Genomic DNA, 15,855 nt, shown 5'->3' on the forward strand with positions numbered 1-15,855 from the left:
GAAGGAAAAGGATGATTGTTTTACCTGTAGTCATTTAATTCAAGGTATAAATCACTAATTTTGCAGTATGTAATTTACTCATTACTCATCATTTATTACTGATAAACTCCTATGCACTCAAATTCTCAAACTCTCAAACTCTCAAACTCTCAAACCTATTCCATCAACTGCAACGGCAGGCTGGTACAGCTGGATACTCCAAAAATCATGGGAATTCTCAATCTTACCCCGGATTCTTTTTCAGATGGCGGAAAATTTAATGATGAAAAACTGGCATTGGCACATGCTGAAAAACTGCTGAAAGAGGGAGCGGAAATTCTTGATATCGGTCCGCAGTCTACCCGTCCCAATGCTGAATTTTTAAGCAGTGAAGAAGAGATCAAAAGAATTGGAAATATCATTTCTAAGGTCAAGAAAGAATTTCCAGAAGCATTGATTTCTCTGGATACTTTCTATGCAGAAACCGTAAGATTCGGATTCAACGAAGGAATAGATATGATAAATGACATTTCAGGAGGACAATATGATGAAAAAATGTTTGATACAGCAGCAGAAACCGGACTGCCATACATTTTAATGCATGTGAATCCATCCTATGAAACCATGCATGATAAGATTAAGTTTGAAGATATTACTCTGCAGGTGAACCGGTATTTTTCTAAAAAGACCAATGAACTGCTCCAAAGGGGGATAAAAGATATCATTCTGGACCCTGGTTTTGGCTTTGGAAAAACAGTGGAAGATCAGATGAAGATGATCAATGAGGTTGAATATCTCGGTTTTGGAAAATTTCCTTTGCTGATAGGGATCTCAAGGAAGTCATTTATCTATAAACCGCTGGGGAAATCCCCGCTTGATATCAATGAAGAAACACAGAAATTACATATGAAAGTTCTGGAACAGGGAGCTAAAATTTTGAGGGTTCATGATGTGGCTGAAGCAAAGGAAACCCTGAACCTTTTTACACAAAAAATAAAAAATGTTAAAAAAAACTTGTAGGTTTTTAAAAAGTTTATACATTTGCAGTATGAATTTTACGAATCAGAAAAATATTATTGTCATTTCTATTGCAGCTGTTGTCATTTACAACAGTCAGGAAACGGCATTTTAAAATAGATTTTTATTTAAATTATATAAGCCGTTTCATTTTGAAGCGGCTTTTTTGTTTTAATTTTTTAGAGTACAATTATGTATCAGTTATTCGCAGTAATTATTATCGTCATTATTATTCCCTTACGTGTGTGAGACGGAAGATGTATGACTGTACATATATTGAGCCCTCTCACACTGTGAGAGGGCTTTTTTATTCCCATTTCTTAAATTTTAACCCATTATAACATGTATTACAACGACGACACGGTCATCTATTTTGATGGAAACTTCATGAAAGCTAAAGACGCAGGAACCAACCTTTACGGGCAATCCCTTCACTACGGATATTCAGTTTTTGAAGGAATCAAATCTTACAGCACAGCCCATGGAACGAGGATTTTTAAAGCTAAAGAACATTATGAAAGATTGAAAAGATCTGCAGAGCTGATGCATATTCCTTTCGGATATTCAGTAGATCAGCTTACAGAGCTTACTTATGAGTTATTGGAACGGAACGGTTTTACAGATGCTTATATCCGCCCTTTGGTAACCTGTTCTCCCAATATGTCTCTTTCAAAAGGTAAAGAATCTTATTTATCCCTCTTAGCCTGGGAATGGAATAACGGGTATCTGGCAGATAAAATGAAGATCATGACCTCAGGATTTCAGCGTCCCAACCCGAAAGCCTTCAAAGTAGAAGCCAAAGTGGGCGGACATTATGTGAACTCTATTCTGGCTTGTCAGGAGGCAAAAGATAAAGGGTATGATGAGGCCTTGGTGCTGGATGAAAACGGATATGTGGCAGAAAGTTCAGGAGCCAATGTGTTTTACGAAAAAGACGGAACATTATTTACCCCTGCAAAAGGAAGCATTCTTCCCGGAATTACCCGCCAGACTGTTTTTGAAATATGCAGTGAACTGAATATCCCGGTTAAAGAAACCTTTTTCAAACCTGAGGAAATGAGAGGCGCAGATGCAGCTTTTTTCTGTGGGACGGCCGCTGAAATCGTTGCACTGGATTCCTTGGACGATGTTCCTTTCACAAAGCAATGGGAAGATACAGCAAGTGAAAAAGTACAAAAGGCTTATTTAAAATTAGTGAGAGTTCTGTCATTGTAAATTTTTAAAATTTAAATATTTGATTATCAATGTTTTATAATCTGTTTTTAAACAATTGGATATTGTAGTTTCAGAAAAACTGAACATTGGAAAAATATTACAAACTGTAGTTTTGAACAAAAATTCAATAAAAAAACAATCATTTAAAAAGACTGGAAGAACAGCAAATGCAGGAAAATATGTTAAATAAATATTCAAAAACATTCACGCAAAACAGTGAACAGCCGGCCGCAAAGGCAATGCTGTACGGGATTGGTTTTACAGAAGAAGATATGCACAAGGCACAGATCGGAATTGCAAGTATGGGATACGATGGAAATACCTGTAACATGCACCTCAACGATCTTGCCAAAGTTGTTAAAGAAGGAACATGGCAGCATGGATTGGCAGGGCTGATCTTTAATACCATTGGAGTAAGTGACGGAATGAGCAACGGAACGGATGGGATGCGCTATTCACTGGTAAGCCGGGACGTGATTGCAGACAGTATTGAAGCCATTTGTGGAGCCCAGTATTATGACGGACTCATTGCTTTACCCGGTTGTGATAAAAATATGCCGGGAACCATCATCGCCATGGGGAGACTGAACAGGCCTTCTTTGATGGTGTATGGCGGAACCATTGCCCCCGGATGTTACAAGGGAGAAACTTTGAATATTGTTTCTGCTTTCGAAGCTTTGGGTAAGAAAATCGCAGGAGAGATTTCAGAAGAGGATTTTGATGGAGTAGTCAAAAATTCCTGTCCCGGAGCTGGTGCCTGTGGAGGAATGTATACTGCAAACACAATGGCATCTGCAATTGAAGCATTAGGAATGAGCCTTCCGTATTCCTCATCCAATCCTGCATTAAGCAAAGAAAAACAAAATGAATGTCTTGAAGCAGGAAAATACATGAAGATCCTCCTTGAAAAAGATATTAAACCTTCAGATATCATGACAAGAGAAGCATTTGAAAATGCACTCCGTTTGATTGTTGTATTAGGAGGAAGCACCAATGCAGTTCTTCATTTTATAGCAATGGCCAAAAGCGTTGGAGTATCTCTTACTCAGGATGATTTTCAAAAAATGAGCGATTGCACCCCTGTTCTGGCAGATCTTAAACCAAGCGGGAAATATCTGATGCAGGATTTACATGAACATGGCGGTACACCTGCTGTAATGAAATACCTGTTGGAGCAGGGATTATTACACGGAGACTGTTTAACGGTAACCGGAAAAACATTAGCTGAAAATTTAGAAAATGTTCCATCATTGGATTTCAATACCCAGAAGATCATAAAGCCATTATCAAATCCGGTAAAACCTACGGGACATTTGAGAATCCTGTACGGAAACCTTGCAGAAAAAGGAAGTGTTGCCAAGATAACCGGTAAAGAAGGAGAACGGTTTGTAGGAAAAGCCCGTGTATTTGACGGCGAAAAAAATCTCATCAAGGGAATTGAAGATGGAACCGTACAGCATGGAGATGTAATTGTGATCCGTAATGAGGGACCAAAAGGAGCTCCCGGAATGCCGGAAATGCTGAAACCTACGAGCGCCCTAATTGGTGCAGGATTGGGAAGCAGTGTTGCCTTAATTACAGATGGCAGATTCAGTGGGGGAACCCATGGGTTTGTAGTGGGGCACATTACCCCCGAAGCTCATGAAGGCGGACTGATCGCCTTTGTAGAAGATAATGACCTGATTGAAATTGATGCTGTAAACAATACTATACAGCTCAAAGTTTCAGACGATGAGATTGAAAAAAGAAAGCAAGGCTGGCAAAAACCTGCTTTAAAAGTGAAGAAAGGATTGCTTTATAAATATGCATTAACTGTATCATCCGCCGCTGAAGGCTGTGTAACGGATGAAATTTAAAATCAGACATTATGAAGAATTTAAATCAATCAACAGCTACAGAACTGAGCGGAAGCCGCATTATCCTTGAAGCTTTTCTTAAGGAAGGTGTGAAAACGGTTTTTGGCTATCCCGGTGGTGCTATCATTCCCATTTATGATGCCCTTTATGATTACAAAAATCAGCTGGAACATATCCTTGTCCGCCATGAGCAGGCAGCTGTACATGCTGCGCAGGGATTGGCCAGGGTTTCCGGGAAAGTAGGAGTGGTTATGGCTACAAGTGGTCCGGGAGCCACTAATCTGGTGACAGGATTAGCAGACGCTTTACTGGATAATACCCCATTAGTTTGCATTACCGGGCAGGTATTTGACCATCTTTTAGGAACAGACGCTTTTCAGGAAATAGATGTTATGAATATCACAAGTCCCGTTACCAAATGGAATTATCAGGTTACAGATGCCAATGAGCTTCCTGAAGTTCTTGCTAAAGCATTTTATATTGCAAAGTCAGGGCGTCCTGGGCCTGTTCTCGTTGATATTACAAAAAATGCCCAGCTGCAGAAAGTTACATACAAAGGATATTTCCCTTGTCATTCTTTAAGAAGCTACAAACCGGATCCTGTTCCATCACTGGAAAGTATCGAACAGGCTGCAGAGCTTATTAACAAGGCAGAACGGCCGTTCATTATTGCCGGGCAGGGAATTATGCTTGGTAAAGCAGAGAAAGAATTTCTGGAATTGGCTGAAAAATCAGGAATTCCGGTAGCATGGACTGTTTTGGGAATGGGAGTTCTCCCTACAGATCATCCACAGGCTGTAGGAATGGTAGGAATGCACGGAAATTATGGGCCTAATATTCTCACTAATCAATGTGATGTACTGATGGCTGTAGGAATGCGATTTGATGACCGTGTGACCGGAAGGTTGGATCAATATGCGAAACAGGCAAAGATTATTCATTTTGATATTGACCGATCTGAAATCAATAAAAATGTAAAAGCAGATGTTCCGGTTCTTGGAAACTGTAAAGAAACCTTACCGATTCTTACCGGATTAATTCAGAAAAGAGAACATCTGGAATGGCGTCAAAGGTTTAAAGATTGCCTTGAAGTAGAAAGTATCAACCTTATTAATGATGAACTGTTTCCGGATGAAGAAGAGATCACAATGGGAGAGGTTATCAGATGTCTTAATGAAATGACAAAAGGAGAAGCTGTGATTGTGACGGATGTTGGACAACATCAGATGGTAACCTGCAGGTATTCTAACTTTAGGCATTCTCGGACCAATATTACCAGTGGCGGATTGGGAACAATGGGCTTCTGCCTCCCCGCTGCAATAGGAGCGGCTTATGGAGAACGTAATCTGCCTGTTATTGCAGTAATGGGAGATGGAGGAGCTCAGATGAACATTCAAGAGCTGGGAACAGTGATGCAGTATCATCCCGAGGTTAAAATTTTAATCCTGAATAACAGCTATCTGGGAATGGTAAGGCAGTGGCAGGAACTTTTTCATGAAGAAAGATATTCTTCTGTGGACATTCAAAGCCCGGAGTTTGTACAGGTGGCAAGCGGATATCATATTCCGGGAAAAAAAGTTAGTCAGAGAGAAGATTTGAAGGAAGCCCTTGAGGAAATGCTTACTCATAAAGGAGCATTCCTGCTGGAGGTGATGACAGGAAAAAAGCATAATGTATTTCCTATGATCCCCCAAGGGAAAAGTGTTTCAGAAATTGTATTGAATCATAAATCATAAAATCAACAAAAATGAGAACAGAAAATAAAGAATATACCATAACAGCCTATACAGAGGATTGTTTGGGATTGATGAGCAGAATCAATGCTATTTTTTCAAGACGGAGAATTTCTATAACCCATTTTAATATGGGGCCGTCTGAAACAGAAAATATAAAAAAGTTTGTCATTACCATCAGAGAAACGGAAGAATCTGTTCAGAAGATTACCCGGCAGATGGAAAAACAGGTAGATGTCTTAGAGGTTCATTATCATAAGAATCCATATCTCACAGCAATAGAGTACGCCAGCTAAGTACAATAAATCAGCTAAGTGAAAGACTGAAATAAGGCTTAAGGTGTTTTAAGTCACAGGCCTGATGTATATTAGGTATACTTCAGTTTTTCGAAAATCCCTGATTTTCATCTTATGTGAACTTTATATACAGCCTTATTTAAACTTACTAAAGTGGGCTTAAGTGTTAAAATAAAATTCTTTTTGACTTACATATTTATTTGATAACGCATGTAAGTTTTTATTAATCAATAGTATAAATAACAAAATAAAATTATAGAAAATGGCAAAATTAAATTTCGGAGGAGTAGAAGAAAACGTAGTAACAAGAGAAGAATTCCCATTAAAAAAAGCGCAGGAAGTATTAAAGGATGAAGTAGTGGCTGTAATTGGCTACGGAGTACAGGGACCGGGGCAGGCGCTGAACCAGAAGGACAATGGAATTAATGTTATTGTGGGGCAGAGAAAGAATTCTAAATCCTGGGATAAGGCTGTAGCAGATGGATTTGTACCGGGAGAAACTTTATTCGAAATAGAAGAAGCTCTGGAAAAGGGAACTATTATCTGTTATCTTCTGAGTGATGCTGCACAAATAGAATATTGGCCAAAAGTAAAACAGCATCTAACTCCCGGAAAAGCATTGTATTTCTCTCACGGTTTTGGAATTACCTTTAATGAACGTACAGGAATTGTTCCTCCGGCTGATGTAGATGTTTTTCTTGTAGCTCCGAAGGGATCTGGAACTTCATTGAGAAGGATGTTTCTTCAAAACAGGGGGTTAAACAGCAGTTTTGCCGTTTATCAGGATGCAACAGGGAAAGCAAGAGAAAGAGTAACAGCTCTGGGAATTGCCATAGGAAGCGGATATTTGTTTGAAACAGACTTTAAAAAAGAAGTATACAGCGATCTTGCCGGAGAAAGAGGAACATTAATGGGTGCCGTACAGGGAATATTCGCTGCACAATATGATGTATTGAGAAAGAATGGGCACAGTCCGTCAGAAGCATTCAACGAAACGGTGGAAGAACTTACCCAATCATTAATGCCTCTGGTAGCAGAAAACGGAATGGACTGGATGTATGCGAACTGCAGTACCACTGCACAAAGAGGAGCTTTAGACTGGTGGAAGCGTTTCAGGGATGCTACTTCTCCTTTATTTGAGGAACTGTATGATAATGTTGCCAAAGGAAATGAGGCTCAAAGATCCATTGACAGTAACAGTAAGCCTGATTACAGAGAAAAGCTGGAAGCAGAATTAACAGAGTTGAGAGAAAGTGAAATGTGGAAGGCAGGGAAAACTGTAAGAAGCCTGAGACCGGAGAATAATTAACAAAAAGAAAAATGAAGACGGGAGAAACCTATTTGTCCGTATTGGATACTGTTTACAACGCTGCGGAAAGACTTAAAAATGTGTGCGTCAGAACACCATTGGCTGTTAACAACAATTTGTCGGGAGTTTATAATGCAAAGGTACTTTTTAAAAGAGAAGACCTGCAAAGGGTAAGATCTTATAAAATTCGTGGAGCTTATAACAAAATGTCAACCATGCCAAAAGAAGACATTTCCAGAGGAATTGTTTGTGCGAGCGCAGGGAATCATGCTCAGGGAGTTGCATTTGCATGCAATACAATGAAGGTGAAAGGAACCATTTTTATGCCTTTACCTACGCCGGGACAAAAGCTGGAACAGGTTAGGATGTTTGGCGGGGATTACATTGATATTGTTTTGTTTGGAGATACCTTTGATGAAGCAAAAGATGCTGCGATGAGGTTTTGTAACGAAAATAACGGCACCTTCATTCATCCTTTTGATGATCCTGCAATTATTGAAGGACAGGCAACAACGGCATTGGAGATTCTTGAGCAGGCAGACGAACCCATCGATTATCTTTTTGTACCGATAGGCGGAGGCGGCCTGGCCGCAGGTGTCTGTTCAGTTTTTAAAGAATTATCTCCCCAAACCAAAATTATTGGAGTAGAACCTTCAGCAGCAGCAAGCATGAAAAAGGCTCTGGAAAATGGTAAACCCGTTCATCTTGAGAAGATCAGCCGATTTGTAGACGGTGCTGCCGTGCAGCAGGTAGGAAATCTGACGTTTGAACTGTGTAAAAATACATTGTATGATGTAGTGACACTAGAGGAGGGACTTGTTTGTGAAACCATTCTTTCCTTATATAATAAAGATGCTATTGTGGTGGAACCGGCAGGAGCCCTTTCCGTAGCTGCTTTAGAAAAATATAAAGAGCATATAGAAGGAAAAAATGTAGTTTGTATCATCAGTGGAAGCAATAATGATATTACCAGAATGGAAGAGATCAAAGAGAAAGCTTTGTTGTATGCCAACTTAAAACATTATTTCCTGGTAAGGTTTCCACAGCGGCCCGGAGCATTGAAAACCTTTGTGATGGATGTACTCGGACCGAATGACGATATTACTTTTTTTGAATACACTCAGAAAAATTCAAAAGAAAAAGGAATTGCAGTAGTGGGAATTGCCCTGAAACAAAAAGAAGATTTCACCCCATTGATAGAGAATATGAAAAAGCAGGATTTTTTTGTTAACTATCTGAACAACGATCCGTCTTTGATGAATCTGCTGATTTAGTTAATAGGCAATAAATAATGATTGTAATTAATCCTTGTATTTATTCAACAAGACCAATGTCAATTCGGGCATACCATTATCCGAATTATTCATAGCAGGATGAAAAGAAACTCCGGCTCACGAATGTGAGCCGGAGTTGGTCATTTATCTTTCAAGCGTAAAATTCGAAATTACTTTCGGACGTTCAGCTTCATTGGCTACTTTCCATGATGTTCTGTACATCCATTCTGTCATTTTATACAGCTTTTTGTAATTGATGTTTTCAGATTCATCCTGTGGAGTGTGGTATTGGTCATGCAGTACACTAGTGAAGAACACTGCCGGAATACCTGCTTTTGCATACGGAAGGTGGTCGCTCCGGAAGTAAAAATATTCAGCATGATTCGGGGAATCCCAATCTTTTAAATACTTGAACTTTGTACTTTCATTATTGGCATCTTCAGCCATTTTTACAAGTTCCTCGGAGTTTTTGTGCGGAGCATTTCCTCCTAATAAAGCGGCTTCATTGTTGTCATTTCTTCCAATCATATCACCATTCAGTACTGCTACAATATCCTCTTTAGGAACTACCGGGTGAGCTGCATGCCATCTTGAACCGAGCAAGCCTCTTTCTTCAGCACCATGGAATACAAACAGAATGCTTCTTTTCCCTGGTTGCTTTTTGTAAGCTCTTGCCATAGCCAGCATTGCAACACATGTACTGGCATTATCATCAGCACCGTTGTAGATGGTGTCATTCTTTACAGGATGTCTGATTCCATCGTGATCCTGGTGTCCGCTCAGTAAAACGTATTCTTTTTTAAGAACAGGGTCTGTTCCCTCAATTTTCCCGATGATGTTTACTGAAGGATATTTATAGGTTTCAGTCATCAGGTTTAGAGAAACTTTAGGGTTATTTTTTACCCAGCCTGCATGCTCTCTTTTGATCCAGAGAACAGGAATATTATTGGTGATCTTTTCTCTTAATCCTTCCACTCCATAAGTTCCTCTTGTCATTTGAGGAAGTACTTCCGCCCAGCTCTGTTCAGAAATATCATCAGTAATGAAAATGATTGCCTTTGCTCCCAGTTCGTTCGCTTTATTGTAATATTTTGTTCTGACAAATCCGGGATATCTTCTTACGAAAAGAGTCATTTCCTTATCAATATTCTTGTCAGAAGCATTTACAGCCAGCACTTTTCCTTTAAGGTTCAGTTGGGCTAGATCTTCAGGTTCAGTATTTCCAGCATATACAATTTCTGCATCTATAGCAGCATTTACAGGTTCAGCAACAAGGAAATCTTTCCATAATTTCAAGGAGGTATCTCCGATTTTCAGACTGCTTTGTGGAGTTGTCTGATGCCTGTACATATCAAAAAACTGGAAAAAAGTACCATTATCGCCTGCAGGTTTCATCCCGGCTTCTTTGGCCTTATCTGCCAGCCACATCGATACTTTTAACTCATCTAAGGTTCCTGCTTCACGGCCCCAGAACTGGTCTGCTGCCAATTCATACATATCTTTTCTGAGATCAGCCTCTTTAATGGCCGATACCAAAGGTTTTTTATAGCTTTGAGCATTTCCGATACTGAACAAAAAAAGACCCAGTAAGGAAAAAAGATAATTCTTATTCATTAGCTTTTAATTTAGGCTGCCAAGCTTATCAGCAAACTGTTTGGAGAACTCTTTCCGGTCTTCTTCCAGTTTTTCTGCATCTGCCGGTAAAATATAGTTGAAAAGGATTTTATCTTCGTTATCTAAAAATATGATTTCTTTTTCATTTCCGTCAATCATTTGTGAGAAAATAGCCCACATGGAAGTATCTTTTAATTTCAATAATTCAAAAAAGCCTTCCGCTTTTATTTCTATTCTTTGCATATTCTTATAGGTATAATATATGTTTTAACTAACGATAAGCTATTAAAATTCAAGGAACTTTAGCTTAAACTGAATAGCGAAATTCTGCTTAAAGTGCGGAGTCGCATAATATCCCACTCTGTAAAATAATCCCAGGTTGAAATAGCTGGAAAGGAAGTTATTCCACTCCAAACCTACTTCCTGATACAGGTGGTCCAGTTTTTTAAACCTGAACTGGTGGTATTCAGGATGTTTCATATCTCCAATGGTTCCGCGCAGTACAAAATCAAAGCTGGAAACATTGTGTCCGAAACTTTTAAAATATAAAGGCAGTTTATGGGTGAAATAATAGGCAACAAATTTATCGTTGTAATATTTCCCCCCTTCCAAAGTAGCAAAACCAAGGAAGGATGTAAGGTTAAAGTTGAAGTCTTTACCCGGAGAGGCAAGCCCGTTCATTGTAAAATTCTTCCATATCGGAGCTTCTCCTAAAACAACACCTCCATATAATCTGAAACCTGTTGTTCCGATCGGGGTTTTAAAATTATGAACAAAAAGGGCATCAAAACGGGAGTAATTGAAACTTCCGCCTGCCATTTTATAACTCTGTTCATAGTTGAAATACAGTTCCGGATATTTCTGATCAATCAGGGATTTTCCCTGTGGGGTCATAATATTGGTTGAATTCGGTGAGTATTTTAACGTAAATAAAGTGTTGAAGTTCTTGAAGGAAGAACCACCGTCTCTGAACTGGTAATCAAACTGAGCTTCCTCAATATTTCTTCTTACAGCGAGGGCAAGGGTAAGGCCGTTGGTAACATCATTTAAATAAGATAATGAAGCTCCTTTGAAGTGGAAATACTTATCATTGTTCAGGTTATTTCCGAAATTCATCATTCTCATTTTGAAATTCCATAACCTTCTGTAAAATTCTCCTGAAGCCGTTACATCATCATAAAAATCAAATCTGAAGAATGAGTTCTTTTCTAAAGTTGTTTTAATATCTATTCCCATTCCGTATTTCCATCTTCTGTCTTTTACTCCATAAGCAAAATAATAATCAGGAGAGAAATAAGGATTAAAATTTTCATTAATTTTCGCCTTTAATCCCAGTCTGAAACCTTCATACGAGTTATAGTTGACAATTTCATCCACAGCAAAATCCACAATACCTACTCTGATCTGCCCGTTAAGCAGCCCTGAAATGATCTGTGCTTTGCTGTCGATTTTATATTTTTTACCAAGGCTGTCAATCGTCTTATAGGTATTCTGTTCCCTTTCAGTAAGAGGTTCTGTTCTGTACTGATCCAAAGAATGTCCGTCAATACTTTTTACGTCAAAAGTATACCCTTTAAAATCTTTAGGTCTTTCTTCAATAGGAGACTTGAAATCAAAATATTTGGAAGTAAGGAAGGCATAGGTCCCAAAACTCCTTTTATCCTTTTTATCAGCGTGTTCCTTGTCATCCATAGCCATTTTCCCCATTTTAAGTTTGGTGGTTTCATGAGCTAGGAACCATTTGTTGTTATAAAAGATCCATGTACTGGTAATGATCCCGTCGTTTTTATTTTTACTGAAATTCTCAATTTTTTTAATTCCGTAGGTCTCAGTATCAATATAGATGGCTCCAGTATACTTTCTTTTTTTATCAGGGTTCTTATAGTTTACCTCACGGAAACGGATCACGAAGTTTTTTCTTCCGTCAAGTTCTATAGTATCAGATAGGAAATACCTGTAAAGACCTCTGTTTTCAGGCTTTACCTGCTCGGGAACAATATCCCTGTTACTTTGCTGAAGAGCGATCATTTCGTAAACCGGCTGTTTCAGACCTGAAATCCTGTTATCCAGGATATTGATCTTTTCACCATACTTTTTGGAATATAAAAATTCCTGGGCCCTTTCCCAGAGGAAGAGTTTACTTTTAGCAAATATCTTTCTGGCACTGATGTTATTCAAAGAGTCTTTCTCTCTCTTTTTCTTGAAGAAATTCAGGTCATTAAAATACTGATTGAACTGGGTAAGGCTGTCCTCATCAATATCAAGGGAAATTTTTTCGTAAGATTTATAAGCGTAGGAACCTAAGCTTTTAGGAGAGTTTTCATTGAAGAGTTTATTCACTTTTTTAAGGATCTCCAAAGCTCTCGGATCACTTTTGTCTTCAATGATTACCGTCTCAATATTGGTGGTTTTTAAAGGTTTTTTTATCAGGAAAACTTCCATACTGCTTTCTACAGTTGTAGTTTCCTTTTGATAGGAATCTGCTTCAACCTCTATATTTTTGCACTCTGCTTTAAATTCCAGAATTCCCTGCGTGTTGGTATAACCAAAAATTGTACTGCCACAAAAAATTTTAGCTTTGGAGACAGGCTTTTGGCTGGCGGCATCAACAACTTTAATTTTAAGCTGTGAATACCCCAAAAAGCATATCAGAAAAAAAAATAACTGTAAACCCCTTTTCATGTAAAAAAACTACGCCAAAATTAATAATATTTATTGTGGTAGAAAAGTTTTTAACACAGTATAATATTGATTTAATCTAAGATAAGTATGAATGTTTCTTAAAAAGATCAGGTTTATATTTTGCAGACAGATGATCTTTCTGCAGTTCCTGATTTTCGCAATAAAAAACTCCTGAACAGATTCTGTTCAGGAGTTTTGATCTATTAGAATACTTTTTAAATATTCAGAGCCTTTTGATAAGCATTTTCCAATCCGTCAAGGTTTTTACCACCAGCAGTAGCAAAACCAGGATTTCCGCCGCCACCGCCCTGGATTTCTTTAGCCAGATCTTTTACAATAGCTCCAGCCTGATACTCTGCAGCCAGATCATCAGAAACCCCCACAGTAATCATTGGCTTTCCATCTGCATCAGAAAGAATGATCGTTACCGAAGTTGGGATCTCTCTCTTCAGCTGGAATACAATATCTTTAACAGAACCAGCGTCTAAAGAGGTCTTTTTCACTAATAACTGTTTGTTGCCTTTCTGTTCGTAAGCATTTTTCCAGTCACTGATTTCTCCTTTTGCTTTTTCTTTTTTAAGAGCGTCTACTTCAGATTTTAATGAAGTATTTTCCTCAATTAATTTCTCGATGGATCTTACAACATCTTTAGATTTCAGCAATTGGGAAAGCTCAATGATCTGTTTTTCAAGATTCTTGAAGTATTCTTCAGATTTGTCTCCTGAAATTGCTTCAATTCTTCTGATTCCTGCAGCTGCAGAACCTTCGGAAGTAATTTTGAAATGACCGATCTCACTGGTGTTTTTTACGTGTGTTCCCCCGCAAAGTTCCTTAGAACTTCCGAACTGGATCATTCTTACATTGTCACCATATTTCTCGCCAAATAAAGCCATTGCCCCTTTTTCCAAAGCTTCTTTGATTGGGATGCTTCTGAATTCCTGCAGTGCAATGCTTTCTTTGATCTTCTTGTTCACTTTTTCTTCAATTAAAGCAATTTCTTCTTCAGTCATTTTATTAAAATGAGAGAAGTCGAAACGCAGATAATCAGGACCTACGTAAGAACCTTTTTGTTCTACGTGAGTTCCCAGAACATCTCTTAATGCCTCATGTAAAAGGTGAGTTACAGAGTGGTTTGCCTGAGAGTTCTTTCTGTCAGTGGCATTTACTTTAGCATAGAAAACAGCACCGGCATCTTTTGGAAGTCCATTAATTAAAGAAATGATAAGACCATTTTCCTTTTTAGTTTCCAATACTTCGAAGCTTTCAGCAGCATTTTCAAGAACACCTTTATCTCCAACCTGTCCACCACCTTCAGGGTAGAATGGAGAGCTGCTTAATACCACCTGGTAAAATTCCCCGTCTTTATTTTCAACCTTTCTGTATCTTGTAATATAGGTTTCAGATTCAATCTGGTCATAACCAACGAATGATTCAGGTTTTTCTTCTAAAACAACCCAGTCATAAACCTTCTGGGCAGAATCTGCTTTGGAACGGAGCTTTTGCTTCTCCATTTCAGCTTCAAATCCTTTTTCATCAATGGTTAATCCTTTTTCCTCAGCAATAATTCTTGTTAAATCATCAGGGAAACCGTAAGTGTCATACAATTCAAAGACCTCCTCACTTGGCAATACTTTCAGGTTATCGGCAATTGTCTGCTGAATCAGCTTTTCAACTCTGATCAGACCATTCTCAATAGTTTTTAAGAATGAATCTTCTTCACTTTTGATAACCTCAGCAACCAGTTTACCCTGCTTTTCAATTTCTGGGAAGAAAGGTCCCATCTGTTCCTGTAATACAGCAACTAATTTATAAAGGAAGGGCTCTTTCATCCCTAAGAATCTGTAAGAATAAGAAATCCCTCTTCTTAAAATTCTTCTGATCACATATCCGGCACCGCCGTTAGATGGAAGCTGCCCGTCTGCAATGGCAAAAGAAACCGCTCTGATATGGTCTACTACCACACGGATGGCAATATCTTTTTCGTCCTCTAAAATTCCGGTATATTTCTTTCCTGAAAGTTCTTCAACTTTAGAAATCAGTGGTGTGAAAACGTCTGTGTCATAATTGGAAGATTTTCCCTGAAGCGCCATACAAAGACGTTCAAAGCCCATTCCGGTATCAACGTGCTGAGCTGGAAGCTTTTCCAGAGATTTATCAGCCTTTCTGTTGAATTCCATGAAAACCAGGTTCCATACTTCCACTACCTGTGGATGGTCTTGGTTAACTAATGAAATTCCCGGAACTGCTGCTTTCTCTTCAGCCGTTCTAAGGTCGATATGGATCTCTGAGCAAGGTCCGCAAGGTCCGCTTTCACCCATTTCCCAAAAGTTATCCTTTTTATTTCCGTTGATGATTCTGTCTTCTGAAATGTGAGACTTCCAGAAATCATAAGCATCCTGGTCTCTCTGTAGGTTTTCAGAAGCATCGCCTTCAAAAATCGTTACATATAAATTCTCCTTTGGTATTCCGTATACTTCAGTCAGTAATTCCCAGGCAAAAGCAATAGCCTCCTTTTTGAAGTAATCCCCGAAAGACCAGTTCCCCAACATTTCAAACATGGTGTGGTGGTAAGTATCTCTACCTACATCATCCAGGTCATTATGTTTTCCTGAAACTCTCAAACACTTTTGGGTATCGGCTATTCTTGGGGCCGTAGGTGTTTTGTAGCCAAGGAAAAAATCCTTGAACTGTGTCATTCCTGAGTTGGAAAACATAAGGGTAGGGTCGTCTTTCAGCACAATAGGAGCTGAAGGAACGATAAGGTGTTCCTTACTTTTAAAATAGTCTAAAAATTTTTGACGTATCTCTTGTGATGTCATAGTATTGCTTTTGCTTTTTTTAATATCAAATTTTGATAAGATGCAAATTTAAGATTTTTAG

12 protein-coding genes are annotated in these 15,855 nt (G+C 38.6%); 8 read left to right on the top strand and 4 right to left on the bottom strand.

The genetic code is table 11. The features are described from left to right. The first annotated feature begins 111 nt into the window (after positions 1–111). The 8 genes from folP to ilvA all read left to right on the top strand — a co-directional run bounded on the left by folP (position 112) and on the right by ilvA (position 8,679). Positions 112–999, top strand: coding sequence for a dihydropteroate synthase (folP, locus tag EG339_RS13285; RefSeq protein WP_164466441.1), 888 nt, complete (start codon positions 112–114; stop codon positions 997–999). A gap of 339 nt (positions 1,000–1,338) precedes the next feature. Then, positions 1,339–2,211, top strand: a complete 873-nt coding sequence (ilvE, locus tag EG339_RS13290) for a branched-chain-amino-acid transaminase (RefSeq protein WP_123870472.1) — start codon at positions 1,339–1,341, stop codon at positions 2,209–2,211. A 55-nt stretch (positions 2,212–2,266) separates the two neighbouring features. Continuing rightward, positions 2,267–2,401, top strand: coding sequence for a hypothetical protein (locus EG339_RS24655; RefSeq protein ID WP_262706864.1), 135 nt, complete (start codon positions 2,267–2,269; stop codon positions 2,399–2,401). Further along, entirely contained in the window at positions 2,391–4,067 is a 1,677-nt protein-coding gene (gene ilvD, locus EG339_RS13295; protein ID WP_185147647.1) for a dihydroxy-acid dehydratase, read from the top strand. Before EG339_RS24655 ends, ilvD begins: the two co-directional genes overlap by 11 nt. A gap of 11 nt (positions 4,068–4,078) precedes the next feature. Further along, positions 4,079–5,803, top strand: a complete 1,725-nt coding sequence (gene ilvB / locus EG339_RS13300) for a biosynthetic-type acetolactate synthase large subunit (protein WP_123870474.1) — start codon at positions 4,079–4,081, stop codon at positions 5,801–5,803. 11 nt (positions 5,804–5,814) lie between these two features. Continuing rightward, the gene (locus EG339_RS13305; RefSeq protein WP_052480532.1) at positions 5,815–6,096 is read left to right on the top strand and encodes an ACT domain-containing protein; all 282 of its coding nucleotides are present in this window, start codon (positions 5,815–5,817) and stop codon (positions 6,094–6,096) included. A gap of 262 nt (positions 6,097–6,358) precedes the next feature. Beyond that, positions 6,359–7,405: a ketol-acid reductoisomerase gene (ilvC, locus tag EG339_RS13310; protein ID WP_123870475.1), complete on the top strand. Its 1,047-nt coding sequence runs from the start codon at positions 6,359–6,361 to the stop codon at positions 7,403–7,405. Positions 7,406–7,416: 11 nt separating this feature from the next. Beyond that, entirely contained in the window at positions 7,417–8,679 is a 1,263-nt protein-coding gene (gene ilvA / locus EG339_RS13315) for a threonine ammonia-lyase IlvA (protein ID WP_123870476.1), read from the top strand. 144 nt (positions 8,680–8,823) lie between these two features. On the opposite strand, the gene EG339_RS13320 is transcribed toward ilvA, so the two are convergent. From EG339_RS13320 to alaS, 4 genes are all read right to left on the bottom strand, one after another. Next, positions 8,824–10,293 (bottom strand): M20/M25/M40 family metallo-hydrolase, encoded by a 1,470-nt coding sequence (locus tag EG339_RS13320; RefSeq protein ID WP_123870477.1) that lies wholly within the window; start codon positions 10,291–10,293, stop codon positions 8,824–8,826. 6 nt (positions 10,294–10,299) lie between these two features. Then, on the bottom strand, positions 10,300–10,536 hold the full coding sequence (locus EG339_RS13325; RefSeq protein ID WP_066696191.1) for a hypothetical protein: 237 nt from the start codon (positions 10,534–10,536) through the stop codon (positions 10,300–10,302). A gap of 42 nt (positions 10,537–10,578) precedes the next feature. Next, on the bottom strand, positions 10,579–12,975 hold the full coding sequence (locus tag EG339_RS13330; RefSeq protein ID WP_123870478.1) for a hypothetical protein: 2,397 nt from the start codon (positions 12,973–12,975) through the stop codon (positions 10,579–10,581). Positions 12,976–13,190: 215 nt separating this feature from the next. After that, entirely contained in the window at positions 13,191–15,794 is a 2,604-nt protein-coding gene (gene alaS / locus EG339_RS13335; RefSeq protein ID WP_123870479.1) for an alanine--tRNA ligase, read from the bottom strand. Positions 15,795–15,855: the final 61 nt, after the last annotated feature.

The organism is Chryseobacterium bernardetii, from assembly GCF_003815975.1.
In the GTDB taxonomy this organism is placed as follows: Bacteria; Bacteroidota; Bacteroidia; order Flavobacteriales; family Weeksellaceae; genus Chryseobacterium; species Chryseobacterium bernardetii.